The sequence below is a fragment of the Vibrio gelatinilyticus genome (genome assembly GCF_022836845.1).
GTDB classification, from domain to species: domain Bacteria; phylum Pseudomonadota; class Gammaproteobacteria; order Enterobacterales; family Vibrionaceae; genus Vibrio; species Vibrio gelatinilyticus.
This window is the reverse complement of sequence record NZ_JAJNNZ010000005.1, coordinates 1-25,272: the sequence shown is the minus strand read 5'-3', so window position 1 is coordinate 25,272 and position 25,272 is coordinate 1. Positions and strand designations below refer to the sequence as shown.

At 43.5% G+C, this 25,272-nt stretch carries 20 protein-coding genes; 8 read left to right on the top strand and 12 right to left on the bottom strand.

The genetic code is table 11. From position 1 onward, the window contains the following. Positions 1 to 3 precede the first annotated feature (3 nt). Complete coding sequence (locus tag LNL84_RS07950; RefSeq protein ID WP_244356676.1) at positions 4 to 1,233, bottom strand: DEAD/DEAH box helicase; 1,230 nt, start codon at positions 1,231 to 1,233, stop codon at positions 4 to 6. 119 nt (positions 1,234 to 1,352) lie between these two features. After that, positions 1,353 to 1,835 carry a YehS family protein gene (locus tag LNL84_RS07945; protein WP_244356674.1) on the bottom strand — a complete coding sequence of 161 codons (483 nt, stop codon included), beginning with the start codon at positions 1,833 to 1,835 and terminating at the stop codon, positions 1,353 to 1,355. Positions 1,836 to 2,373: 538 nt separating this feature from the next. Between LNL84_RS07945 and LNL84_RS07940 the strand changes: the two genes are divergently transcribed. Together LNL84_RS07940 and LNL84_RS07935 are read left to right on the top strand one after the other, a co-directional pair. Continuing rightward, positions 2,374 to 3,531 (top strand): efflux RND transporter periplasmic adaptor subunit, encoded by a 1,158-nt coding sequence (locus LNL84_RS07940; protein ID WP_244356672.1) that lies wholly within the window; start codon positions 2,374 to 2,376, stop codon positions 3,529 to 3,531. Continuing rightward, a complete protein-coding gene (locus LNL84_RS07935) occupies positions 3,524 to 6,643 on the top strand; it encodes an efflux RND transporter permease subunit (RefSeq protein WP_244356931.1) in 3,120 nt (1,039 codons plus the stop codon). Before LNL84_RS07940 ends, LNL84_RS07935 begins: the two co-directional genes overlap by 8 nt. A gap of 49 nt (positions 6,644 to 6,692) precedes the next feature. Here the strand turns inward: LNL84_RS07935 and LNL84_RS07930 are convergent, their stop codons facing one another. The 4 genes from LNL84_RS07930 to LNL84_RS07915 form a co-directional block, all read right to left on the bottom strand. Next, positions 6,693 to 8,012 (bottom strand): BamA/TamA family outer membrane protein, encoded by a 1,320-nt coding sequence (locus LNL84_RS07930; RefSeq protein ID WP_244356670.1) that lies wholly within the window; start codon positions 8,010 to 8,012, stop codon positions 6,693 to 6,695. Positions 8,013 to 8,307: 295 nt separating this feature from the next. Continuing rightward, the gene (locus LNL84_RS07925) at positions 8,308 to 10,026 is read right to left on the bottom strand and encodes an ArnT family glycosyltransferase (protein WP_244356668.1); all 1,719 of its coding nucleotides are present in this window, start codon (positions 10,024 to 10,026) and stop codon (positions 8,308 to 8,310) included. Positions 10,027 to 10,261: 235 nt separating this feature from the next. Beyond that, complete coding sequence (locus LNL84_RS07920) at positions 10,262 to 12,433, bottom strand: EAL domain-containing protein (RefSeq protein WP_244356666.1); 2,172 nt, start codon at positions 12,431 to 12,433, stop codon at positions 10,262 to 10,264. Next, the gene (locus LNL84_RS07915; RefSeq protein WP_244356665.1) at positions 12,433 to 13,389 is read right to left on the bottom strand and encodes a phosphate/phosphite/phosphonate ABC transporter substrate-binding protein; all 957 of its coding nucleotides are present in this window, start codon (positions 13,387 to 13,389) and stop codon (positions 12,433 to 12,435) included. Before LNL84_RS07915 ends, LNL84_RS07920 begins: the two co-directional genes overlap by 1 nt. 348 nt (positions 13,390 to 13,737) lie before the next feature. Between LNL84_RS07915 and LNL84_RS07910 the strand changes: the two genes are divergently transcribed. After that, entirely contained in the window at positions 13,738 to 14,421 is a 684-nt protein-coding gene (locus LNL84_RS07910) for an SH3 domain-containing protein (protein ID WP_244356663.1), read from the top strand. Positions 14,422 to 14,581: 160 nt separating this feature from the next. On the opposite strand, the gene LNL84_RS07905 is transcribed toward LNL84_RS07910, so the two are convergent. From LNL84_RS07905 to napF, 6 genes are all read right to left on the bottom strand, one after another. Continuing rightward, complete coding sequence (locus LNL84_RS07905) at positions 14,582 to 14,716, bottom strand: TIGR02808 family protein (protein ID WP_244356661.1); 135 nt, start codon at positions 14,714 to 14,716, stop codon at positions 14,582 to 14,584. Between the two features lie 10 nt (positions 14,717 to 14,726). After that, positions 14,727 to 15,305, bottom strand: coding sequence for a NapC/NirT family cytochrome c (locus tag LNL84_RS07900; RefSeq protein ID WP_244356659.1), 579 nt, complete (start codon positions 15,303 to 15,305; stop codon positions 14,727 to 14,729). 28 nt (positions 15,306 to 15,333) lie between these two features. Next, a complete protein-coding gene (locus LNL84_RS07895; RefSeq protein ID WP_244356655.1) occupies positions 15,334 to 15,789 on the bottom strand; it encodes a nitrate reductase cytochrome c-type subunit in 456 nt (151 codons plus the stop codon). 81 nt (positions 15,790 to 15,870) lie between these two features. Further along, positions 15,871 to 18,360, bottom strand: a complete 2,490-nt coding sequence (gene napA / locus LNL84_RS07890) for a periplasmic nitrate reductase subunit alpha (protein WP_244356653.1) — start codon at positions 18,358 to 18,360, stop codon at positions 15,871 to 15,873. Further along, positions 18,357 to 18,662: a chaperone NapD gene (locus LNL84_RS07885; protein WP_244356650.1), complete on the bottom strand. Its 306-nt coding sequence runs from the start codon at positions 18,660 to 18,662 to the stop codon at positions 18,357 to 18,359. The genes napA and LNL84_RS07885 overlap by 4 nt, the downstream gene beginning before the upstream one ends. A 20-nt stretch (positions 18,663 to 18,682) precedes the next feature. Then, on the bottom strand, positions 18,683 to 19,162 hold the full coding sequence (napF, locus tag LNL84_RS07880) for a ferredoxin-type protein NapF (RefSeq protein WP_244356648.1): 480 nt from the start codon (positions 19,160 to 19,162) through the stop codon (positions 18,683 to 18,685). A 249-nt stretch (positions 19,163 to 19,411) separates the two neighbouring features. On the opposite strand from napF, the gene narQ reads away from it, so the two are divergent. The 5 genes from narQ to LNL84_RS07855 all read left to right on the top strand — a co-directional run bounded on the left by narQ (position 19,412) and on the right by LNL84_RS07855 (position 25,234). Further along, positions 19,412 to 21,133, top strand: coding sequence for a nitrate/nitrite two-component system sensor histidine kinase NarQ (narQ, locus tag LNL84_RS07875; protein WP_244356646.1), 1,722 nt, complete (start codon positions 19,412 to 19,414; stop codon positions 21,131 to 21,133). A 10-nt stretch (positions 21,134 to 21,143) separates the two neighbouring features. Next, entirely contained in the window at positions 21,144 to 21,761 is a 618-nt protein-coding gene (locus LNL84_RS07870) for a response regulator (RefSeq protein WP_244356930.1), read from the top strand. Positions 21,762 to 22,046: 285 nt separating this feature from the next. Then, entirely contained in the window at positions 22,047 to 22,586 is a 540-nt protein-coding gene (locus tag LNL84_RS07865; RefSeq protein ID WP_244356644.1) for a GNAT family N-acetyltransferase, read from the top strand. 626 nt (positions 22,587 to 23,212) lie between these two features. Then, entirely contained in the window at positions 23,213 to 24,319 is a 1,107-nt protein-coding gene (locus LNL84_RS07860; RefSeq protein WP_244356642.1) for a carbohydrate porin, read from the top strand. 222 nt (positions 24,320 to 24,541) lie between these two features. After that, positions 24,542 to 25,234: an aspartate/glutamate racemase family protein gene (locus LNL84_RS07855; protein WP_244356640.1), complete on the top strand. Its 693-nt coding sequence runs from the start codon at positions 24,542 to 24,544 to the stop codon at positions 25,232 to 25,234. Positions 25,235 to 25,272 lie beyond the last annotated feature (38 nt).

The following is a 25,272-nucleotide window of genomic DNA, read 5'->3' as shown; positions in this document are numbered from 1 at the left end:
AAGTTACCTCTGAGGGGCTTTCGTCTTAAATTGCTTAATACTGCTCTTCTTACTTGTTCTTCGGTTTGCCTGTTTGTCTCTTTTTGGACGCTTACTCTGGCCTGTTGATGGTTGGTCGGTTACAGGGAAACCTTCAAGCTGCTTTAGAGAAAGAGTTCGTTGCGTTAGGTTTCTAATTGCTTGTAAGTAGTCACTTTCACCATGGCATACGAGTGAAATTGCCAGGCCTTCTTCACCAGCACGAGCGGTGCGGCCAACACGATGCACATAGATGGAAGGATCCGACGGCAGTTCCATATTAATGACCACAGGTAGCTTATCTACGTGAACTCCCCTGGCTAATACGTCCGTTGCCACCAGAACGCGAACTTTGTTTTGTTGAAAATCGGCGAGGGTCTGAGTTCGTTCTACCTGCTGTTTATTGCCATGAAGCGCCGCAGCAACAATACCCGCTTTATTGAGCTTTTTGCACAAAGCATCAGCGTTATCTTTCGCACTGATAAAGACTAAAGCTTGTGGCCAACGATTCAACTCTAACTGATGTATTAACGCTTTAACTTTACTGCCCTTGTTTACCAGATATAGTCGCTCTTCGATCTGTTCTACAACTGTGTTCTTGCTGTTAGTTTCAATCACAACGGGCTGTGTTAATAAGGTAGAAACCTGTGATCCCAGTTCGTCGGGTAGCGTTGCGGAAAACATTAAAGTTTGTCGCTTAGTTGGTAGTAACGACAGAATACTCTTAATGTCTGGCCAAAAGCCCATTCCTAATAAGCGGTCGGCTTCATCAAGTACCACAGTTTGGATTTGATCGGCTTGGATGAAGCCGCCTTTGAGAAGATCGAGTAACCGCCCCGGCGTAGCAACGATTAATTGAGGGTGCTTACTAAGTTCTAACAGCTGGGACTCTTTGTCCACGCCGCCGGTGAGTAGCGATAGAGACAGCCCATAGATGTCAGAAAAGCCTTTGATTGATTGATGTATCTGAGTTGCCAGTTCACGGGTAGGCGCGATAATCACCGCCTGTCTTGCTGAAGATGACTGGTAGAGCTGCTCTATGAGAGCCCAACCGAATGCCAGTGTTTTACCGCTGCCTGTTTGTGCAATGGCAACAATATCCTTATTGGCAAGTGCGATTGGCACAGTTTGAGCCTGTATCTTTGTCGGCTGCTTGAATTTGCTTGTGATGGCTTCAGTTAGCTCAGTGCTCAGATCTAAATCTTTAAATGGCATGATTTGTTTTATGATTTTCGGTGATTAAACAAAATAGTAGGTGTGGGCGATTCAAAAAGCCACGAAAAGTTATGTGCTAATAACGCCTGATATTTGACCAGGCGTTTTGCGACTTACTGTTATTCACTTTCTAGGTTTGGGTCGTCAGGTCGAAGTTGGTGTTGAACACCCATTAAAAAGTTACGCAAGATTTGGTCTTTACACTCGCGGTAATGTTTGTTGTCTGGTTTGCGGAAGAACGCACTCAGTTCATGTTTGCTAAGGCGGAAATCAACGAGCTTTAGGATGTCTAGAATATCTTCAGCTTTCAAGTTAAGTGCTATTCGCAGTTTCATAAAGATCATATTGTTGGTCAAACGACTTTCTGGCTTAGGCTGCTCTCCGTCACGCTTACCACGTTTGGTATTGATCAAGCCATTTAAAAAGATCGCCAACTCCGTGTCGCTAGGATCGCTATAGGCTTCATCGCCTTCTTTTTTTAACCAACAGCTGATTTGTTCTCGAGTTACCGTGTGGTCCGCTGCTGCAAAAATATCAATCATTGCGGCATCATTGAAATCAAAGGTATAGCGAATACGGCGTAAAATATCGTTGTTAGTCAAAATTAATCCTAGTGTTAGGTCAATCAGTATGGTGAGTACTGACGTAGAAATGATTGCGCGCAGCCTAACACACCACCTTTGCTATACCTATCTATTTCAGAAAAATGGCTTTTCGATCTCAGAGGTCATGCAACAGCAACGCTAGGCAGCCAGCGTAGTTCTTTTTATATCGTTTATGTCGCTACGAGAGTTACACACCAGTTCGATATAACTTGAGCGTTCTGGGGGACAATGATGAGTAATCAATTGATTAACACGAATATGGGCTACTCAATGATGAGCAATACTTTGTCTGGCGACTGTATTTGAAATTTCTCGAGCGGTAACTGCTTCGGGTACAGCGTGATCCTAGAACGATATGGGTAGCGTGTTTTATCAAAGGTGTACGTCTATAAGCACCAGTAACGTATTAAGCGATAAGAAAAAATTGGATGTGTGAGAAAACCTTACATACGGATAGCACGTAAATAGTTACAATGGTTACAGCTGAGCGAATATTCAAACACTGGGTTAGAAATTAAAGCAGCAAGGAAAAGAGATGTTGAAGCGACATTTAAAATGGATTCTGCCTATAGGGATCATTGGTCTAGGTGCTATTGGGTACAGTGTAGTTCAAATGACCAAACCTGAGACAATCAAAACTAAGGCGGTGGATGCGGCACCAAGCGTAAATATTGCTCTGCTTGAACCTATTACCCATCAAGTAGCCATAACCGGTTTTGGAGAAGTCGCACCTCTAGAAGTCACCGCATTATCGACGCAAGTCTCGGGTGAAGTGCTTAGTTGGCATCCAAACTTTGTTCCCGGTGGTGTCGTCAAACGTGGAGACATTCTATTTTCGATTGAAGACGACAATTACCAGGCTGCTGTCCTTCAAGCACAAGCTGAACTTGCTCAATCCAAAGCAGCATTAATCGAAGAACGTGCTAAAGCAAAAGTGGCGGAGCAGCAAGCCAAGAAAATCAAAGATAGACAAGTCTCTGAGCTGTATTTGCGTAAGCCGCAAGTTCTAAGTGCCGAAGCCAGAGTGAAATCTGCTCAAGCAGGTCTAAAGCGTGCCAAGCGAGACTTGGATAATTGTAAAGTGCTCTCCCCCTATGATGCTTTGGTTGTCTCGAGAACGATAGGCGTCGGTCAGTTTGTGACGTCCGGGACCCAAGTAGCGATGATCAATAGCATCGAGTCCGCGGAGATCATGTTGCCTATAGCGGGCTTTGATAGTCCTTTTTTACCTGTAAATATCATTGGAACGCGGGCCAAAGTGCTTTCTAAGGGGCGCATCGACGTAATGCGTGACGGAGTCATCGTTAGAGACCTAGGTATCGTCGACAGCGCAACTCGCATGGTCAATATGGTTGTGCGTGTTGCCGATCCTTACGCGGTCGATACTAAAGCGGCAGGCCTTCCGTTTGGATCGTATGTTGAAGTTCAATTTAACGGCGCGACCATTCCCAATGTATTTAAAGTTCCTCAAGAACTCGTCAAAGGAGATCGCGTTTGGCTTGTCGATGAAAATGACACTTTGTACTTTAAGCAAGTCAATGTAATACGACAAGAGCAGGCCTACTTCTACATTGATAGTGGCGTAGAAAGTGGCGATAGATTGGTGCTCACACCTCCAGAATTCCCCCAGGTAGGAATGAAAGTAAGCATTACCGGAATACGGCAACCAATCGGGGAGCCTGATGATGAATAAGCCCTTGCCCAAAGGCATTATTGCTCTATTCGCTAATAACTCGGTGGCTGCAAATTTGCTCATGGCGTTTATTTTGATTATGGGTACGGTGAGTTATTTTCTCATTCAACGGCAAATGTTCCCAAATTTCGAGATAAATTACATTCGCGTTTCCGCGTCTCACCCTGGTGTGTCGGCCCAAGAAATTGAAGAGAGTATTCTCATTAAGGTCGAGGAAGCTTTAAAAGATGTCACTGAGATCGAAAAAGCCGTCACCGAGGTCAACCGGGGGGGTGGGCAAATCATGCTGGAGATTGATACCAAAGCCGATTTGCTTGCTGTGTTGGACAAAGTGAAGCAACGGGTCGACTCAATTGCCAGTTTCCCGAAGGCCATGGAGCCGATCAAAGTAACTCAATTAGAGTTCAAGCAAAATGTGATAGGAATGGTGCTATCTGGCAATACGTCTCTTAACGAATTGAAAGTTCTTTCTAGGCAAATAGAGCGGGAACTTCTTCAACTTAGTGATGTGTCTTTGGTAGAAGTGAGTGCGCCACCCGATGAAATTGCTATTGAAGTTCATCCCGACGATCTTCGCAAGTACGATCTGACGTTGAATGATATTGTTAATGCGATTCAACGTTATTCTGCAAACTTCTCGGCAGGGCAAGTACGCACCAGCACCGGTTTGGTATCGATTCGAATCGAAAACCAGTATTACAATGGTTTTGAATTTCGGCAGATCCCAGTAAAAATTGGCGCCAATGGTGCAAAAGTGTTGGTTGGAGACATTGCCACGGTTAAAGACCAATTCACGGAAGGGCAACATTACTTTAAGTTCTCGGGTGAAAACGGCATCTATCTGTCGGTAAAAGCCACAAAATCTCAAAATATGGTGCCCGTAGCCAAGACGGTCAATCAGTACATTGAGGCGAGAAATGAAACATTGCCTCATGGAATTCAACTGCATACGTTAATGGATATGACGTACTACCTTAATGCCCGGCTAGATATGATGCTTAAAAATCTGCTCCAGGGCGCGATTTTAGTGGCTGTCTTGCTAAGCGTATTTTTGCGATTTAGGTTAGCGATGTGGGTGATGATTGGGCTGCCAGTATGTTTTCTTGGCGCAGTCATGATGATGCCACTATTTGATGTTAGTGTGAATATCATTACCTTATTCGCGTTTATTATGGTGCTAGGTATCGTTGTTGACGACGCTATCGTCATTGGTGAAAGCGCCTATACTGAAATAGAAAAAAATGGCGATGGCATAGAAAACGTGGTGCGAGGGGCTCAAAAAGTGGCGACCCCTGCTACCTTTGGTGTACTTACCACCATCGCTGTGTTTGTGCCATTTTTGTTCTCCTCGGGGCCAGAAAAAGCATTCTTCTTCGGATTGTCGCTGGTGGTCATTTTTTGTCTGATTTTTAGTTTGGTTGAGTCAAAGCTGATTTTGCCTGCGCACTTATCTCACACCAAGTTTCCACCGATCAAACCTAATAGTTTTCGAGCACGTTTTAATAAACGCTTTTTCGAGTTTGTTCATGGACCATATAAACGTACGGTAACTTTTTGTGTTGACTGGCGGTGGTCTGTATTAGCGGCTTTTTTGACTTTGCTTGTCGTGAGTGTGGCGATCGTTACGGCAGGGCATGTACGAATGATCCCTAGCCCTAAAGTGCCTTCGGATTTTCCAAGCATCAAGATAGTGATGAACAGCAATGCTTCTGATTCCCAAACGATCGATGCACTACTACTGTTGGAATCCGTGGTAAAGCAAGTGGATGCCGATATTACGGATGAGTTTGGGATGCCTGCTGTACGCGATATGATGACCTTGAACTTTAGCAGAACGGAAGGGCGATTGATCATCCCATTGGTCGAAGAGTCGGTGAGGCCCGTTAATGCATTTGAACTCTCGCGTCGGTGGCGAAATGAATTACCAGAAATAGCCGGATTAAAATCAATTGTTATCCTTGATAATGTGACCGGGGGTGAAGATGGTGATGAGTTTGGATATTTACTCTATGGTTCTGACATTAATACCCTCAATGAAGCGGGCAGGGCATTGATCGCGAAGTTACGACAACAGACGGGACTGTATGATGTTAGTTCATCAATGGATGCAGCGACTCAAGAGGTTCGATTGACTCTAAAGCCTGTCGCCTATGATCTTGGCTTGGACTTAGCCACTATTGCCGCTCAAGTGGGAGGGAGCTTTTACGGTGGTGAAGCTCAGCGATTGGTGCGTAATACCGAAGAAGTCCGGGTAATGGTTCGTTACCCTAAGCTTACACGAGAAGCGTTTTCTTCGTTACGGTACGCATTGATAACCACACCAACAGGCAAGAAAGTGATGCTTGGCGATGTGGTGAACATAGACAACCAGCCTGGTATCAATCAAATTCGTCGAGAAGGAGGATATAGAACGGTGTATATCTATGGTTCGATAGATGAATTGGTAGTAGAACCTGAGCAGGCAGTCAAGAACATTGAAGAAACGGTATTGCCTGAAATTGAAAGTGAATATCCCAATGTTAAAACAGAGCTAGGAGGCACCATAGAAGAACAGCAAAAACAAAAGGCTGAACAAATTGTGTTTTTCATTGCCGGTATGATTACCGTGTATATTCTACTAGCAGTGCCACTAAAAAGTTACGCCCAGCCATTTATCATTATGTCTGTGATTCCATTCAGCTTAACCGGTGCTATTTGGGGGCATTTCGCCTTCGGTCTTGATATGAGTATGATGTCGACTTTTGGGCTGATTGCGGCTGCGGGAGTGGTGATCAACGACTCTCTTGTTATGACCGACCATGTCAATCAAATTCGTGAACGGTGTGATGACGTTAAACAAGCCGTGATTGAAGCAGGGTGCGCGCGATTCAGGGCGATCACTTTAACGTCAATCACAACGTTTTTTGGTGTGTTACCAATTATGTTTGAGACAAGCCTACAGGCTGCTTTTGTTAAACCGATGGCTGTTGCGCTGGGTTTTGCGGTGATGTACGCGACCGTAATAACATTGATATTGGTGCCTTGTCTTTATGTGATATTACAAGATATTAAAAGGGTCGTGAGTAGAATTTTAGCGATGTTATCAAAAGGCGGACGACAAAAAACAGTATAAAGGAGTGAGTGATAGGAGCAAGAGGAGAGCCTTGCACCTATCACTAAAATTAAAATGGATGATCAACCATGATCCAGAAGTTGGTACTCTCAGGCGATTTTGCTAAATCGGTTCTGACGACCAAACCGGCTAGTAGTGCGCGCAGCGAGACACCATAGTCGTATTTGAGATCTGTGAGTAACTCACTCGCGGTATAAGCTTCCCCCACACGTCCCACTTCAGCAAACCCGACTAATTGTATCCAGTCAATTCTTAGAAAATCCAACCAGGGCAGGCTCTTCATCGGGTTGTAATCAAGAGTGTAGCGATATTCCGCTGCGCCGTATAATACGGCTTTGTCGTGGAAACGACTCATATCGTAGCCCCTCAGACGAGTGAAGCCACCTAGCGTAGCGCCTTCGTTATACGGAGCACCACCTTCTACCATGCGGTTTCCCTGACTATCAGTGACGACATTCCAGGTTGGAGAGTATCCTGTCCACATGTTAAGGGCGAGGATGCGTTGAGAGGCCCAATCAGATGCACCAAATGATAAGAATTTACTTGCATCGAATTCGTAGAAAGACCACTTATCCTGAGAGTCAAACCAAGCAGAGTCATGAGATACGCCGATAAACTGTCGACTACCGTAAGAGGGGTTGATTGCAAAGTCGGTGTTGTCGTATTTCAGCCCTAATTGAACAGCGTGAATCGTACCATCACCAGTTCGGTCTCCAGTATCAAAAGATTGATATCGATTAAACTGCCGCATCACAAAGATAGTAGAGCCGCTTGTCGCTGGATTCCACTCTTTACCACCACTGGGTGCAGACACGAGTAAGCCGTTACGTATGGTATAGTCGACCATACCTGCGTCACGTGTTGCGCCAATAGGCAAAACGTATTCCATTTTGAAGTCGAACCAGTTCGATGCACCATCACCTTGATAAAATTGTGAGCTCAAAGAATCGTTACTGCCAGGAAGGGGAACACCAGGAGGGATAGGTTCATAGCCGCCGCCTGCATAGGCTCGTTGCTGAGGGTAGTAGCCCAACATCCCGTAGGCACTAAAAAAAAGGCGCTCAGTTCCGGGGATTTTAAAGTTCCAAACACCCCCCGCGATCCCCTGACTGACCTCACCGGCAAAGGCGGTACCACCGATAGTCATTTGATCTTGATATAAACCTTTGACCATACCACCAACACCAACGTTAAGTCCCATTGTTTCAGTGCTAAATAAGTAGGGCAGAATCATTGATTCCTGTACTTGGTTTGGTGTTTCCACCCTGTCGACTCGTGACTTGACGCCAGTAGGGACGGCGTAGACACTCAAAGACGTGACAGCGAGCTGCAGTATACAGGCAATCCTAAAAAAGCGGGGTTGTATCATGAAAAGTCCTAATTCCGTTGGCGAACTTTGACGAAGCAAATTCATTGAGAGCATTGGACGTTGTTAATAGTAGATCTAACACGCCGCTCAATATTTCCATTAGAATTGATAGCGTAACTTGATTAAGGCGAAAGAGAAACATTTTTGCGTGTCAGATGAGAATTTGGAAGTGTACTGGTTGAAATTTCCACCGCATTTGGTGCAGGCAGGAAGTCTGCCAAGCAGCATGCGAACAAGCCAAAAAGAAAAAGGGCAACAATTGTTGCCCTTTGTATTCGAACTAGATGAAATGAAGTTATTCCGGGGCTAACCAAAAAACAGCGTCATTCACTTTGTCGCTACGAGGCGTGCCTTTAGCAAGCACAGTATATGTCGTCCCTTGCGCTAAACCAGCAAACTGAACTATCTCTGTTTGTGAATTACTACGGTCGAGTAACAGGTACTTGAATTCAGGATCTTTACCATCGAGTATCAACTGTGCTCGCTCTTTACTTACTCGCGGTACGGCCCAGTCGTGATAAAGGAAGAATATGGATGACATAGTTTCTGAAAACTTAAAGCTGGCAATTTTACCTCTTTCTTGTTCAGGGATCTGTTCGACGAAGGCATTTAAATCTGGCTTCATGTCTTTTGCTATATCGACAGCAGGGAACAGATAGGTAAATGCGCTAGAGAAAAATAGCCCTGTGATAATCGCCATCTTAGCCCATTGTGGCCACATTTTTTTCTCGACAATAATCATTAATACGATAGCAAATATCGGTATTAAGGCGACAAGGTGCCAGGTTTTCAACCATGCCATGAGTGAATCAGGAATTTTGTGTCCTGGCAACATGTCTGCCCATAGTGGAACGACGGCAAAAGCGAGCAGTATAAACGACATTAGCGTTAGCCACCCACGTCGATACCAGTCGAACCATTTGCCACTAAATCGCTGCGCAGCTTCGGCTATCATAAGAGCAAATAATGGCATCAATGGTGCGAGGTACATCGAGCGTTTCGTGGCTGAGTACGAAAGAATAAATATCGCCAGGGTAAACCAGAAAGCGAACATGCCTTGTGTCCATGAAATGCTCCTAGGGGATTTGAGTTTGACGACAAATGCCCCAAGCCACAAAACGATAAGTGGTGTCCAGGGTAAGCTGTACTCTAGTATGCCTTTAACATAGTAAAATGGCTTGCCGGCATTGTTATGACCCAGAGTACTGGTGGCTTCACCCGTTAAACGACCAACTTGATTGTCCCAAAACCATGCTTTCCACAGTTCTGGCGCGGCAGTTTGATAAAACGGGTAAATCCAGCTTGCAGCTACTAGACACATTACCGAAATGCCAACTAAATGCATGAGAATGAATTTGCCAGTACTTTGCGCCTCGTTAGGGAACTGTTTACGCAGATACAGGCCACGTAGTACTAACGGGATCCATGAAAGGCCTATGCAAAGAATGATGGCAACAGGACCTTTGCTCAGAAATGCTAGACCCGTAAAGGCTCCTGCGATGATGAGATAGCCAAGTTTTTGTCTCAAATAGGCTTCGGTAAATGCCCAAGTTGCCGCTATGGTTGTAAACATGAGTGCTGCATCGACGCGAAGCCAGTGGAAATTAAGTACAAACCCTTCTAGTGTTCCTACGACCGCTAAAGCGAGCCAGGCGTATTGCTCCCCTTTGAGCAAAAAGGCAATTCTGTACGTTGCTGCGAGCGAACCTAGGCAAAATAGAGCGAGTACTAAGCGGCCTGCCATTACAGCGTCTAAGCCTGTGGTGTGCATAGTAAGAGCTGAAGCAACAAAAAATACTGGTGGCTTTTCAACAAAGGCAATGTTAGCAAAGCGAGGAATAATATAGTCCCCAGTAAGATACATATTGTGAATGATGGCGGCTACGCGAGGTTCGTCTGGGGTCCATACATCGTGATCAAAAAGACCGCTAAATACAACCGCAAGAACTGCGAGTAATAGACATATTTTCCAAGTTCGACTGGAGTCTATAGCGGCTGGATTGGCTACTGACATTCTTTCTCCTTCAGCTAGAGGTGGGTATGAAACTCACATCTAATGAATATGGTAACAATTATGGTGACGTAAAAACCCGATTTTATGGTTCATTTAAGCTTTACACAATGCCGCATCTGACGGGTTTTCGCATACATACATACTTATATGAGGTGCTTCTCGTTTAGATTAACGATTCATTGACATTTTACTATCGATATTTTCAAACGCCATGTCAATATTGTGCCAATTTGCATCACATTCGGCTATCGATATGCACAACGTTTTTGGGTTTTTGCTTGTCGATCAGGCGACTCACAAATTTATCAACAGGCATGGGTTTGTCATAGTAAAATCCTTGGCCAATGTCGCATCCGAAAGAAGACACCAGCTCAGCTTGTTCTGCGGTTTCGATACCTTCAGCCACAACCAGTAAATCAAGGTTATTGGCCATTGCAATCATTGCCTGGATCAACTGTTGATCTTTAGGGTCACTTGTTATGTCGCGTACGAAAGATCGGTCGATCTTGATGCCATCAACGGTAAAGCGACGCAAGTAGCTTAATGAGGAATAACCTGTGCCGAAGTCATCAAGCCAGACCTGAATACCGGCGTTTCGAATAAGTTTGAGTTGTTTCTCCGCTTCCTCTTCATCTTGTAACAGAAGGCTTTCGGTGATTTCCATACGGATACAGCGAGTCGGCACCTGGAACTTTTCCATGTAAAATGAAAATATCTCTACCAAGTTTTGGCGGTAGAGTTGTTTTGAAGAAATATTAATCGAAACATGGAAGCCATCATCAAAATAGGGCGACCATTGTTGAAGCTGATGACACAACTTTTCTATGAGCCATTGTCCCAGAGGCAAGATCATTGCGGTCTCTTCAGCAATAGATATAAAGTCCCCCGGTGGTACAAGCCCTAATCGAGGGTGCCTCCAACGGACCAGTGATTCTGCGCCAATGATGCGGTTGGTTTTCAGATCGATCAGCGGTTGGAACCATAGCTCAAATTGTGATAAGTCAGTTAAAGAACGCCTTAACTCTCGCTCTATATTGGCTCTCTTTACGACGGATTTAAACATGGTTGGTGTAAAGAGTTTGTGGGTGTTTTTACCATCAGCTTTTGCGCGATACATGGCGATATCAGCATGCTTTATGAGCTCATCCGCTGTTTTGCCATTATAGGGGTAACGTGCAACACCGATACTGCCCCCAACGACGAGTTCTTCATTTTCCATGAGTATCGGAGAGCGAATCCCAGAAAAGATTTTTTTCACAACACTATCAACGTCTTGCAGGGCTTTGAGGTGTGGGATAAGCATCAAAAACTCGTCGCCGCCGATTCGAGATATCATGGTGAGTGGATGGTCATTAGTGATTTCGTTGGCGCAGTCAGTGAGCCTTTCTGCAAGACGAATGAGTAGAAAGTCACCGCTGCTGTGTCCATAGTTATCATTAACGACTTTGAACTCATCTAAGTCTAAAAACAACACCGAAAAAGAAGTGGCGGGGTAAGACTTAATTGTATTTTGTAAGTGTTGAATAAAACGTGTTCGATTAGGTAGCTCAGTGAGAGCATCATGGTACGCGAGGTGAGTGATTTTCTTAGTGCGTTGTTCAAGCTTTGTTGCCATAGAGCGTACGGCCTCACTCAGTTCTCCGATTTCGTCGTTCCTTGCCTCTGCGGCAATGTCCTTAGCAACGTTGAAATTACCGCGACCAATAGCGTCGGTCTGAATGGTCAACTTTTGCAATGGTCTTGACCATGAGCGTGCAATAATCGATGCCAGTAAAGCCGAACATAAAAGCATAATTGCGGCTGCGATCGCGACGCCGAGATGGAGTCTTTTGGTGGTTTTATTTTCGATTTCTAGAATGAGCTGAGACATATCTTCGATGTCTTTATTGACTCGTGCTAATGACGTTTTCAGGTAAACGCCACCAATGATTTGATCCGCTGCTGAAATGGGTTTCACTACCGTTAGCGTGGTGTTTGAAAATGAATGTAAGGTGGCACCATATTGCAGGGTTGGCTGTATCTTTTTGTTACTTTTGAATGAACTTCCTAGGAGAGTTAGTGCTTCATTGCCGTCATAAAACACATTACCATGAATATCGAAAACAGTGAGCTCTAGGATTTCTGAAGATTGCAATACTGGCTCTACCAGGATCTGTGCCTCTTCGATATTGTATGTGTATAGAGGATTAAACAGGGCTTTGGCTAAATATGAAGAGATCTGATCAGCGCGCTTACTCAATTCTTGCTTAAAGGTTTTTTGGTTTTGAAAACTTAATTCTTGAATAAGGTGTTCTGATTGCGTTTTAGATAGCCATAAGTGCGCGGCAGCTCCCATCAACGTCATAGTGACAGCGAGCATAAATGTCACCAACATATATTGCCCTTGAAGGCGTAATTTCCAACGCATTAATGAGATGCCCATTTAGCCTGTATTTGTTGTTTAAAGTAATTTACTTGTTCCAAGTTATACTCCTGATCTTCAGGTAAGTTATCAAAACGAGTCGTTGCTTGATAATTCTGTAGTACGGAGATGCCCCTTGTGCTCTTGTGAGCGTGCAATAGTTCTTTCTTAAGAGCATCTTTAACTTCATTGGGCAAATTTGCTCTAACGACTACAATACTACGAGGGTAGCTTTCAGTCGAATGGATGATTTTCATTTCGTCTTGTATATGCAAAGGCATATCTTTAACGTCGTTCCAATTGGTATTAGAAAATGCTGCAGCATCGACTTTCTTACGGTGTACCCACATAGTCAAAGAAATCTCATTCGCCCGTTTTAAAACATCGTCGACATGAACAAAACCAATACGATCTTGAGAGACTGATGTCGATAAAGAGTCGAGTTTCTCTAACTGTAAGCCTTGATCAAGAATAGCGTGAACAGGGAGGTAGAAACCGGATGTAGAACTGTTGTTTTCCAAAACAAGTTTCTTATTCTTTAAATCTTGCAGCGTGTTAATTTCAGAATCTTTTCTAACGAAAATGACAGAATGATAATCAGCGTGGCCTTTTTTCCAACGTCGAAGTAGAAACTCTCCATTGTACCTGTCTCTTAATTCCAGTGCTGAAAAAGGCGTTTCTGATATAAGGTCAACCTCGCCGGTTGTAAGCCACTCACCCAACTCTTGAAGATCGCTTGAAACCACCACATTTGCGTGACGATAACCCAAATGAACGAGTTTAGATTGTAAGTACTGGGCTAGAGGCTTAGTAAACTCTATGTGTTTACGCGCTTTTTTGGTATGAACACCAATTGTCAGAGTTTTAAACTCTATGTCTTGCTCATTGCCTGCATAAGTGAGCTGAATCGAGAATGGAATGAATAGCAACAAACTAATGATTAACTTACTAACTAACGGCATTGAGTATGCTTCCTTTGCATTGATTGATTAATATTTTTAGGCTAATTGAAACTCGGTACGAGAGTTTTAGGTGCGAATGTTAATACTAGTTAGGCATTGATACTAAGACAGCATTTATCGAATCAAATACAGTATGCGAAATTATTTACTGGCTTACTACTGATTTAAATATGAATCACACACATATTGAATAGTTTGTGATAGATAATCCCCCAAAGCGTCACCGATTGGTTAATGATAATTTTGATAAACTATATCAAATTGGCTCAAAGTAACATAACTTATAGTAGCGTAACTGACGTCACTCGGTATAGTCGGTAAATAAGGCTAATTCAAGGAAAAGGGTATTTGAGTTTGAAAAAGATCTTTGTGCTGTCCGCGTTCATTATTTGTGCTGGGCTTGCTGTAGCTTACTATTGGTTCAAGCAAGCCGACAAACCCGAACAAGATTTGGTGCAGCAGACCTTACTTAATGCTAATGATTCTAATGAAGCTGAGAATCTAGCGCTTGAGAGCGAAGTTGTTGAACCCACATCCAGCTCGACCCCACAACCAAAAGATTATTACGTGTCAGTGGATTCTGCAGAAATACGAGTGCAGCCAAGTCCAACAGCACCGTCTGAAGGGACAGCCTATTTGGGGGAGCATATTGAAGCGCTCGGTCATCAAGATGATTGGATACGCATAGCACCTATTTATCAACTTGAGGATGATGGAGAGCAGACTTCTCAGTGGTTACCATTAGACGTGGTTGATGATGAGCCTGTCAGTATGAAGAGCGAGCAGTGGGCACAAGCGATTATCTCATATATCGAAAAGTCCGATGATTTTTCACAGCATGATGAAGCTTTTATCAAAGCCACGCAATTGCTTCTTGCTGAAAAACAATGCAGAGCGCACGACTTCGTTGAGATCGGGGGGTGGGTCAAGTCAATTAATTATGAAGACGATGTGTATTTTACTTACTGTGGTGGTTTAGAAACGAGTGATAAGATCTACTTAGATGTTAAAACGGGTAAAATATTTCGCTAACCCTTATTGTCTGACCTTCATTATGGAACGGTGTTTCTCGCATGGTTAAAGTTTGATGCGAAACATTAATAACCCGAAGAAGTCGATATGACGCCATCAAATGTAGACAAAAAAACAGACGCTAAAAGCGTCTGTTTTTTCAAGTAGCATGGAACAGCTGTTACACTTCTTTGTCTTTTCCTAATGATAAAAACCAAAGCGATACAATGGCAACAGCGGCAAAACCCGAAAGGATAATAACTGGCATCGCTGCATACCCAAGAACATGCCAAATTACAGACTCTAATGTACTCATTTATTGCTCCTTATTGCCAGCCTTCAACACCGTGCATGTCAGGTAGCTTGTGAGCAATACCTTTATGACAGTCAACACAGGTTTTATCGCCACTTGCCAGTGCAGTCGAGTGCTGTTTAACACTGCGAGATCCCTGTTCTGAGAAGTCCATGAATTCGAACTCATGACAATTACGACATTCTAGTGAATCATTGCCTTTTAAGCGGGCCCATTCGCGTTCAGCAAGGTGTGCTCGACGTTCTTGGAATTTCTCAGGTGTATCAATAGTTTTGGTGACAAAATGTGCGAACAGCTCTTTCGATGCTTGTACTTTACGCACAATCTTATCAGTCCATTCGTGCGGTACGTGACAATCTGAACAAATTGCTCGTACACCAGAGCGGTTAGAGTAGTGAATTGTTTCTTGAATTTCAGCTACGATTGGAGCGTGACAACCGGAACAAAACTCTTCCGTATTCGTTGCTTCCATACCGGTGTTAAATGCGCCCCAGAATAGAAGACCACCAGCAAAACCCATGAACAACACAACACCAGCTGCTGCTTTACTTGGACTTGTTAGTCTCTTCCAAAACGCTTTCAATAATTTCATAAATAGCCTCTTATTTGTGACAATTCACTTACTTGAGTGCGTCAACACTTTTGAACTTGTTGTCGACAAGTGGCTGAGCGTTGGCTTGTGGAACGTGACACTGCAAACAGAAGTAACGACGTGGTGAGACATCAGCAAGTACGGCGTCTTCACGATTAACATAGTGTGTTACGCTGATTTTGGTTGCGCCCATTTCTTTGGCGTTTTTCCAGCTGTGGCACGCAAGACACTTGTTCGCATTCAGAGAGACTTCATAGCTGCGAATATTGTGAGGAACCAATGGTGGCTGATAAACATAGCTACTTTCTAAAACTTGCTCACGAGGGTACTTTTTGAAAGCATCTGCTGGGCGTGTTTCTTCAAGCTGTGAAGATCCGCGCAGTGACTCTACACCGCCGATGCCACCAGGGTTATTCGATTCTGCTTGTACTACGCTGGCAAGCAATGCACTTACAGAAAGAATAGCGACTAACAGTTTTTTCATTTTTTATTCTCCGCCATTTGGCTAATTCTTTGAGAGGCTGCCTGGAGAACCAGGCGGCCATAAGACTTACACTTGTTTCAATTAAGCAACTTTTGTGATCTTAACCGGACACTTCTTAAAGTCTGTCTGTTTAGACAGCGGATCAGTGGCGTCAAGAATCAGTTTGTTGATTAGGATCCGTGCATCAAAGAAAGGGACGAATACTAAGCCTTGAGGTGGACGGTTACGGCCTCTAGTCTCTACTCTAACGCGTACTTCACCACGTTTGTTCGCGATAAGAACCTCATCCCCACGACGAAGGTCGCGCTTCTTAGCGTCTTCTGGGTGGATATAACACACAGCATCTGGAACTGCTTTATACAGTTCAGGAACACGGCGTGTCATTGTACCTGTATGCCAGTGTTCAAGAACACGGCCTGTACATAGCCACATGTCAAACTCCGCATCTGGAGACTCTGGTGGCGCTTCATATGGAGCAGAGATGATCAGTGCTTTGCCATCAGGTTTGCCGTAGAAATCCCAACCTGAACCTGCTTTAGCATAAGGATCTGAGCCTTCTTTGAAACGCCATTTGGTCTCTTTACCATCGACAACAGGCCAGCGCAGGCCGCGCACTGTGTGGTAAACATCGTAAGGTGCTAGGTCATGACCGTGACCGCGACCAAATTCAGCGTATTCTTCGAACAGGCCTTTTTGCACATAGAAACCTTGCGCTTTAGCATCATCGTTAAGATCACGAGCTTCAGTGATCGGGAATTTGTCGACTTGACCGTTTTTGAACAACATGTCGTACATGGTTTTGCCACGGTATTGAGGAGCCTTAGCAAGCAGCTCTTCGCCCCAAACTTCTTCAATAGTGAAGCGCTTAGAGAATTCCATGATTTGCCATAAGTCAGACTTAGCTTCACCGACCGTTTCAACTTGTTGGTACCAGGCTTGAGTACGACGCTCGGCATTACCATAAGCACCTTCTTTCTCAATCCACATTGCAGTAGGTAGAATCAGGTCCGCAGCTTGCGCTGTAGCGGTTGGGTATGGGTCAGAACACACGATAAAGTTTTCTGGGTTACGGTAACCAGGAAGACGTTCAGTGTTAATGTTTGGACCAGCTTGCATGTTGTTGTTACACATAACCCAGTAGGCGTTGATCTTACCATCTTTTAAAAGACGGTCTTGGGCAACGGCGTGGGCGCCCGGTTTGGCAGGAATAGTGCCGTCAGGTAATTGCCAAATTTTCTCTGCAATCTTACGGTGTTTCGGATTAGCCACAACCATGTCTGCAGGTAGACGGTGCGAGAACGTGCCCACTTCACGAGCGGTACCACACGCGGAAGGCTGACCGGTTAGCGAGAATGGGCTGTTACCAGGGGTTGAGATTTTACCCGTGAGCAAGTGGATATTATACACTAGGCTATTCATCCATACGCCACGAGTATGTTGGTTCATACCCATAGTCCAAAGCGACATTACTTTAGTATTCGGATCGGCGTATTGTTTCGCTAATTGGACAAGTTTTTCTGGTGCGACACCTGAAATCTCAGAGGCCTTCTCAACGGTGTAAGGGGCTACAGAGGCTTTGTATTCTTCAAAAGTAATCGAAGACATCTTACCTGAGTTAGGATTGGCGGCCGCTTTTTGTAGAGGGTCAGTATCACGCAAGCCGTAACCAATGTCGGTGGTGGCTTGCTTAAAGTTGGTGTGCTTGTTGACGAAGTCCCAGTTTACAGCGTCATTTTCGATGATGTAGTTGGCGACAAAGTTTGCAATGGCAAGGTCAGATTGAGGGGCAAAAATGTAGCCTTCATCAGCAAGCTCAAAAGAACGGTGGTAGTAGGTTGATAGAACGTTCACTTTTACATGCGGGTGGCTTAAACGGCGGTCAGTAATTCGGGTCCAAAGCACCGGGTGCATCTCTGCCATGTTCGAACCCCACAAAACGAAAGAGTCCGCATTTTCGAAATCGTCATAACAGCCCATCGGTTCGTCAATGCCAAAAGTACGCATGAACGCACCTACGGCGGAAGCCATACAGTGACGAGCATTCGGGTCAATATTGTTAGAACGGAAACCGGCTTTCATCATTTTAGCCGCGGCATAACCTTCCATCACCGTCCATTGCCCAGAACCGAACATACCAACGCCTGTAGGACCGTGTTTCTCTAGTGCTTTCTTCCACTTCTCGGCCATCACGTCAAACGCTACGTCCCAAGAAACGGGAGTGAACTCACCGTCTTTATGATATTGACCATCTTTCATACGAAGAAGCGGTTGCTCTAGACGATCTTTCCCGTACATGATTTTTGAAAGGAAGTAACCTTTGATACAGTTTAGGCCTTTGTTCACAGGAGCTTCAGGGTCGCCTTGTGTCGCCACAACTTTACCGTTTTGAGTCCCTACAAGTACCGAACAACCAGTACCACAGAAACGACAAGGTGCCTTGTCCCATGTGATTTTTGTTTGATCAGAGCTCGCAATTAGATTGGTTGCCGAAGCAGGAAGCGTAACTCCAGCTACTGCTGCTGCTGAAGCCGCTGCGTTCGCTTTTACGAACGCTCGTCTTGTCATTTTCATACTTCACCCTCAATATGGGAATGGTCTGTTCTAGTGTCTTCGTCCATGTCGTCTAGATCTTTCTCAATTTGATGGAAAATGAGAGCTACGTTTAGGACTTTCGGTAGATTATTGATTGCATCAATGGTGTCGGTCACAAAACCTTGGTTTTCAGTTTCAAGAACGACGACGATCTTGCCCTCAGGGCTGTCGCCATAAATTTCCGCATTTTCAAACTTTTCAATTTCTGTCTTAGTTTCGGTCAGGTGCTCGGGTAAGCAATGAACGACTAAGCTAGAAATATGCACTTCATTTAGTGCCATATGATTTTCTCATTGTGGTATCAGGTATTTATTACGTTTATCGATGAAGTAGGGCAGACCGAAACACATGCGCCACACCCTGTGCAATCGCTTAGCTTTATCTTTGGTTTGGCAACACCGCCAGCTTGTAGCGAGAACGTGATGGCCATAGGCTCACATAGGTCACCACAACTTCGACACTCTACATTTTTGTATGCCAAACAGGAGTCATTTATCTTTGCTTTTGCTGTCCAAGGTTTTTCATCCATACCTTTAAATATAGGCTCTGGACAGATTTCTGCACATCGATAACAGAAAGTACATTCATCAATATTAAAGTTAACGAGAGGAAAACCACCATCCCCAGCAACAATAATGTTGTTTTCGCATGAATCGATGCATTTATTGCAACGAGTGCACAGTTCAGTAAAAGTGGCGAGATTCGCAACCCAGGGCAGTCTAGCGACTTCCTTGTCGAGTGCTTTGCGTGTAAAAAATCGTCGTCTACTTTGATCTATCATTTATCGCGCCAATGATTTGATTCTGCGAAACATCGATAACCGTTGATTCGAGAATTGCCCCGTTAATATTCTTTAATTTTACTATACATAAATTGTAATTTTGGTAACAATTCCATAAATACCTCTTTGTAGGTAATTGAAGTGCAACATTGTTTTGGATCAATAAATTAGCAGCGATACTTCACCATAGTGTGAACTGGCAACCTTCTGGTATGATTAGAATAAAAGGGATTACGAGATAAATAGCATATGAACAGGGCCACAAAATCGGTAACCGGGACTATCGCGAAAGCGATGATGCTCATATTAACCCTCTCAATTGCAACAACCAGCTTTGCGATTTTCACATTAGCCTCTAGTTTGACGGATGCGGAAGCTGTGAATGTATCTGGTTCGATGCGGATGCAAAGTTACCGATTGGCTCATGATATGCAGTCTCAGTCGTCTTTGTATTTGGTTCATGTGGACCAGTTTGAACGTTCGCTATATTCACCTTCGATGAAAGCGCTCCAATCCTGGGATGTTCCCAAAGAGATCACTCAAGATTACTATGAATTGATTACTCGCTGGCACCAGTTAAAGAAAGTACTGAGCAGTGATGAGAAAGAGCAGTATCTATTGCTTGTGGCTGATTTTGTTGATCGTATCGATCATTTCGTATTTAAGCTCCAAAGACATTCAGAGAAAAAACAGATACGTTTGGCATGGGCTGGTGGTCTTGGTCTTGGTGGCATTCTTTTCGTTGCCGTTTATGTGGTGCTTTTTGTACGTCGCGAAGTCGTAATACCACTTAATATGCTGGTATCTGCTAGTGAGCAAATTCAAAATCGCTCTTTTGATGTCAACTTGGACTTCAAGTCTGAAAATGAAATGGGCATTTTGGGTGATGCTTTTCAAGACATGGCAACCGATTTAGGCAAACTTTATCGAGGGCTAGAAGATGCCGTAAATGAGAAAACGCATAAACTCCAGCATGCCCACCAGTCACTGAAAGTGCTTTATCAGTCATCACAAGAGTTGTCGGGTACACGAATATCTAAAGAGAATTTTGAAGCAATATTACGCTATATTATAAGTATTGAAGGCATAGAATGTGTTGAACTAAAGGTTTATGAGGAAGAAGGTAAGCCTTGGGTTGCCAGTGAAGGTCACTTTGTGTGCGATGCTAACGAGAAAAATAAATCCCTAGAGTTAGCTGGCCAAAGTTTGGGCAATTTGAGGTTCCAATATTCGTTGCCCTGCCCAGATGATAAATTAATGGATAATTTTGTTCGAATACTGTCTAGAGCTGTTTATTATAATAAAGCTCAAATGCAAAGCGAGCAGCTCATTTTGATGGAAGAGAGAGCCACCATAGCGCGAGAGTTGCATGATTCGTTGGCACAATCTTTATCGTATTTAAAAATACAAGTGACCTTACTTAATCGCTCACTTTCTAAAGATATTGAAGATGCAAACAACAGTCGTTCATCAAAGGTGGTTGGGGAAATAAAAAACGCCCTAGACAATGCTTATACGCAATTACGAGAGTTACTGACGACCTTCAGGCTTTCGATCAAAGAGGGCACCTTTGGTGAAGCGTTAACAGAAATGCTTAGTCAGTTGAATCAACAGACAGATGCACGAATAAAAGTTGAAAATGAGTTTTCATCTTTAGAGTTGAGTGCTAATCACCAAGTACATTTATTACAGCTAATTAGAGAAGCAGTACTTAATGCAATGAAACATGCCAATGCGACGAGTATTGCGGTTAGATGTAGTGAAAATTTAGAAGGTCTGGTTACTGTCAGTGTCATTGATGATGGGGTGGGCTTTGATAAAGATATCCAAAAGCATGACCACTATGGCATGAGTATCATGCAAGAACGTGCGGCTAGGCTAAATGCTAAGCTTAATGTTAATACCTCAGTAGATTCTGGTTGTGAAGTTATTTTGACTTTTCAAAGAAGTAAGGAGCTTTTAAGTGAATAAATTTAGCGTCATGCTCGTTGATGACCACCCATTAATGCGTCGTGGAATTGGCCAGTTATTGAGCTTCGAAGAGGAATTTGAAGTCGTAGGGGAGGCCAGTAATGGTGCGGACGCAGTCGCGATAGCCAAAGAGCAAGAGCCAGATTTAATTCTTCTTGATCTCAATATGAAAGGCATGTCGGGTCTCGATACACTAAAAGCATTACGAGAAGATGATTTTCAAGGCTATATTGTTATTCTAACGGTTTCTGATAGCCCTGCCGATATTGACTCGTTAATTAAGGCTGGTGCCGACGGTTATCTTTTGAAAGACACTGAACCTGATGAATTGGTTGGCCTGTTGCTGAGCTTAGATAAAGGCAACAAAGTGTTTAGTCATGCCGTAAAGGAATACTTAGAGCAGCGTTCAAATGCAGATGATGTATTTACAACCCTGACAGAACGTGAAATGCAAATCCTTCAAGAAGTCGCTAAAGGATTCCGTAACAGGCAGATCGCCGACCGTTTGTTTATTTCGGAGTCAACGGTAAAAGTTCACATGAAAAGTTTGCTAAGAAAGCTACAGGTTCCGTCTCGAACGGCAGCGACAGTTCTCTATTTGGAAAACTTTGGTGATAGTATTAGCTAACTCAGTCATTGAACGTAAAAGGGAGCCAATTGGCTCTCTTTTTCGTTCAATGCAGTTCATGCTACAAAAAACGTGATGATCTAGAGCGAACTTTGTTAAGGCGAGTCGTGGGCAAAAGTGCTTTGTTCGACAAGTATTTATGCTGAGACTGGCCTTTTTCGAGTTATTATGCACTGATATTGGTTATTATCTCTCATTGTTGAATAGCATAGTTTGCAAAGTTGCCTAATTTTATTAGTATAGAATTTGAATAAGGAAGCAATATAAAGCAGTAGGCACTATTAAATGGAATTTAAACTAGCAGAATATTCTGATTACCAGCGCATTGCAGAGTTGCATGCAGTCAGTTGGCAAGCCGCATACCAGGGAATGATGAGGCAGAATTACCTAGATGAGCACGTTCTTAATGACAAGACGGTGATTTGGCAAACACGACTACTTAACCCTCCTTTTAGTCAACATTGTGTGATCGCTGAGGATAAAGGACAGTTACTTGGTTTTGTGTGTTTATTTGGCAACCACAGCGCCGAATTTGGCACCATCATAGACAACCTACATATTAGCCGCTCGGCACAGCAGCAAGGCCTGGCAAAGGCGCTACTGGCCCACTCTTTGCAGTGGGTACAGAACTATTATCCAGACAATGGCATTTTTTTAGAAGTCTTGCAAAAGAACACTTCTGCCGTTCGATTCTATGAGTCTATTGGTGGAGTGAAAGTAAGAGCTCAGAAAGGGGACTCTCCTTGTGGCCGAAGAATTGACGAGTTTGTGTATTGCTGGGAGTCGCCTGATGAATTACTCGATCATCTTGTGGTAACCGGCTAGTAGATCAAAATAAACGTTTAAAGCCTAGTTGATACTAGGTTTTTTTTTTGCCAGGCACTCCGCTAGCTATTTTCCACGCTATGTTTTTATTTTAGCCAGCCTCCTTTACACCAAAAACTACAGACCTACTTAAAACTGATCTTGTTACCGCAACAAGAATGCGACTTAGGCAAGAAAGGTAACGCGCTTTACTTTAACGCCACACTAACAAGTCTCCCCATTGAAGATAATTGTTGTATACCCTCCGTAATTGTTAATAAATCGCACACCAGTTTGCATTATTGTAACCATTAGTTTGTGTGACAAACCTCACTAAAAGGTAGCAATTTCCCTTAAAGTTCAATCTAAAAATATAATAAAAGGTTTTTAAAGATAAATACATATTTATTTATGCTTTAGTTATTGATTTTATTGTGTTTTTTGGTTTTTATAAAAGTGTGATTTAGATAGGCATTTTCAATTTATTAGGATTGATGAACAATGTTTTATTGGCGAGAATTTGTCTCGTTCACTAAAACATGATTTCCAATTTTTGATTGATATGACGAGTGAATGATTTAATTGCTTCATTCACTGTAAATCGAAAATTAAAGATAAGAATTAAATAACAATCCTTGGGGTTAATAATGAAAAATGTATTTAAGCTATCGCTAGCTGCTTCGCTGATCTCTGTCGCTATGGGTGCAAACGCTGGTATCAGCATTGCGGACAACGAAAAAGGCAACTTCTCTATCGGTGGTGATGTTGAATTTGATTTCAACTTCCAAGACCGTGAGTCTGTAGAGAGTAATGAATTCAACCAAACAGGTCGTATTTTACTTGAGTTTGCTGGTGAGCGTTACACCACTAACGGCCACGTATTCCAATTGAAAGCTCAGCCACTAATGGGCAGTGACGGCAACGTTAATCTTGATGATGCGTGGTTTGCATTTGGCGCCCAAGATGGTTGGAACGTACGTATGGGTCGCTTTGAAGCGTTCGACATGTTCCCTGTGGGTCAAGATACTTTCCTAGAGTACTCTGGTGATACCTCGAATGATCTTCTTGTATCTGGTGAAGCTTACGTTTACCAAATGAAAGAAGCGCGTGGTCGTGGCGCAGATGGTCAAATTATGTACAGTCAATCGTTTAACAACCTATACCTAGAGCTAGCTTCTATGATTGGTGACCGTTCGAACCTGTTTGCTGATGGTAAATACCACGGGCAAACAATCGAAGATAGCAAAGACAACATCTTGCTACGTCCAGTAGTGGGTTACCAAATGGGTAACTTTGGCATTGCAGCGTCTTTAGAAACAAGCCTTGTTAAAGATGCTGTTACAGTAAAAGGTGCAAACGGTGAGCTTGTCGACATCGCAGACCGTACAGGTTATGGCGTTACAACGAACTACAATGCTGGTGACTGGAATCTAATCGCTAACTTTGCGTACATGGACGCAGTTGATGAGAACAACATGTCTGTAGGCGTAAACGCATTGTTTAAAGGTTTCGGTCTTGGTTATGTTTGGGCAGAGAACGAATATGAATCAAACAAACTTGGCACATACGCGGACGGTAAAGTAAATGTTGATACGCTTTACGCATCGTATGAGTTCGCTGATGTACTTGCTGTGGACGATTTCTCTATCTACCTAGGTGCATACCACACGAAAGTGGACGACAAGACAGTACAACAAAATTTTGCTGAAGATAAAGACACTGGCGTACGTGTACGTTTCAAATACTTCTTCTAAGCGCATAGTCGTATAGAACACGAATACCACTGCCTTAACTAAAGCGAAGCCAATCGGCTTCGCTTTTTCTGTGTTTAGCGAGCAGTGCTCTTAAACATCAGAGAACGCTTGTTAGCTTCCGTTTCTCTGTATTGAGATACTGCAATACTTGCGCTCCCTCCATTGCTCTGCTTAAGTTACCCATCAAGTCTAAATGTGTTTTCAAAATATGCGGGAGGCTAAATGAAAACTATTGGTATGCTTGGGGGTATGAGTTGGGAATCAACTGCCCACTATTATCAAGCGCTTAATCAAGGAGTCAAAAAGAGACTTGGCGGCCATCACTCGGCAGAGGTTCTGATGCGAAGTGTTGATTTTTCATCTATCGCTGAAAAACAAGAACAAGGAGATTGGCTCGGGTTAGCTGAAACCCTTGCAAAAGAGGCTAAGAAGCTTGAGGTCGGAGGGGCTGACTTTCTCCTGATTTGCACGAATACAATGCACAAAGTTGCACCAGAAATAGAGCAATCCTTGAATATCCCACTCCTTCATATTGCAGATGTGACAGCAAAGGCACTTGCTCAGTCTGGCGTTACTAAAGTGGGTTTATTGGGCACGGCTTTCACGATGGAACAAGACTTTTACAAAAAACGATTGATAGACGATTTTAGTATAGAGGTCGTTGTACCCAACGGCGTCCAACGCAAACTAATCCATGATGTGATCTATCAAGAGTTGGTCCATGGTATAGTCAATTCAGTGTCCAAAAGTGATTTTTTGGTCGTAATTGATGATTTAAGAGAGCGGGGTGTAGAAGCTGTGATATTAGGCTGTACGGAAATTGCAATGCTTGTTCAGCCGCAAGACACAGTTGTGCCTTTGTTTGATACCACAGAACTGCATGCCCAAGCAGCTATAGAGTTGGCACTCGCTTAGATATCATCCATTACGTTACGTTTTTGAAAACGTTAAAC

Excerpts from the sequence above, each read along its gene's own strand:
- LNL84_RS07885 (WP_244356650.1), bottom strand. The coding sequence starts at position 18,662 with ATGGCACTAAATGAAGTGCATATTTCTAGCTTAGTCGTTCATTGCTTA.
- LNL84_RS07915 (WP_244356665.1), bottom strand. The coding sequence starts at position 13,389 with ATGCCGTTAGTTAGTAAGTTAATCATTAGTTTGTTGCTATTCATTCCA.
- LNL84_RS07895 (WP_244356655.1), bottom strand. The coding sequence starts at position 15,789 with ATGAAAAAACTGTTAGTCGCTATTCTTTCTGTAAGTGCATTGCTTGCC.
- LNL84_RS07905 (WP_244356661.1), bottom strand. The coding sequence starts at position 14,716 with ATGAGTACATTAGAGTCTGTAATTTGGCATGTTCTTGGGTATGCAGCG.
- napA (WP_244356653.1), bottom strand. The coding sequence starts at position 18,360 with ATGAAAATGACAAGACGAGCGTTCGTAAAAGCGAACGCAGCGGCTTCA.
- LNL84_RS07935 (WP_244356931.1), top strand. The coding sequence starts at position 3,524 with ATGAATAAGCCCTTGCCCAAAGGCATTATTGCTCTATTCGCTAATAAC.
- LNL84_RS07920 (WP_244356666.1), bottom strand. The coding sequence starts at position 12,433 with ATGCGTTGGAAATTACGCCTTCAAGGGCAATATATGTTGGTGACATTT.
- LNL84_RS07870 (WP_244356930.1), top strand. The coding sequence starts at position 21,144 with ATGCTCGTTGATGACCACCCATTAATGCGTCGTGGAATTGGCCAGTTA.
- LNL84_RS07950 (WP_244356676.1), bottom strand. The coding sequence starts at position 1,233 with ATGCCATTTAAAGATTTAGATCTGAGCACTGAGCTAACTGAAGCCATC.
- LNL84_RS07855 (WP_244356640.1), top strand. The coding sequence starts at position 24,542 with ATGAAAACTATTGGTATGCTTGGGGGTATGAGTTGGGAATCAACTGCC.
- LNL84_RS07930 (WP_244356670.1), bottom strand. The coding sequence starts at position 8,012 with ATGATACAACCCCGCTTTTTTAGGATTGCCTGTATACTGCAGCTCGCT.
- LNL84_RS07860 (WP_244356642.1), top strand. The coding sequence starts at position 23,213 with ATGAAAAATGTATTTAAGCTATCGCTAGCTGCTTCGCTGATCTCTGTC.
- napF (WP_244356648.1), bottom strand. The coding sequence starts at position 19,162 with ATGATAGATCAAAGTAGACGACGATTTTTTACACGCAAAGCACTCGAC.
- LNL84_RS07865 (WP_244356644.1), top strand. The coding sequence starts at position 22,047 with ATGGAATTTAAACTAGCAGAATATTCTGATTACCAGCGCATTGCAGAG.
- LNL84_RS07925 (WP_244356668.1), bottom strand. The coding sequence starts at position 10,026 with ATGTCAGTAGCCAATCCAGCCGCTATAGACTCCAGTCGAACTTGGAAA.
- LNL84_RS07940 (WP_244356672.1), top strand. The coding sequence starts at position 2,374 with ATGTTGAAGCGACATTTAAAATGGATTCTGCCTATAGGGATCATTGGT.
- LNL84_RS07900 (WP_244356659.1), bottom strand. The coding sequence starts at position 15,305 with ATGAAATTATTGAAAGCGTTTTGGAAGAGACTAACAAGTCCAAGTAAA.
- narQ (WP_244356646.1), top strand. The coding sequence starts at position 19,412 with ATGAACAGGGCCACAAAATCGGTAACCGGGACTATCGCGAAAGCGATG.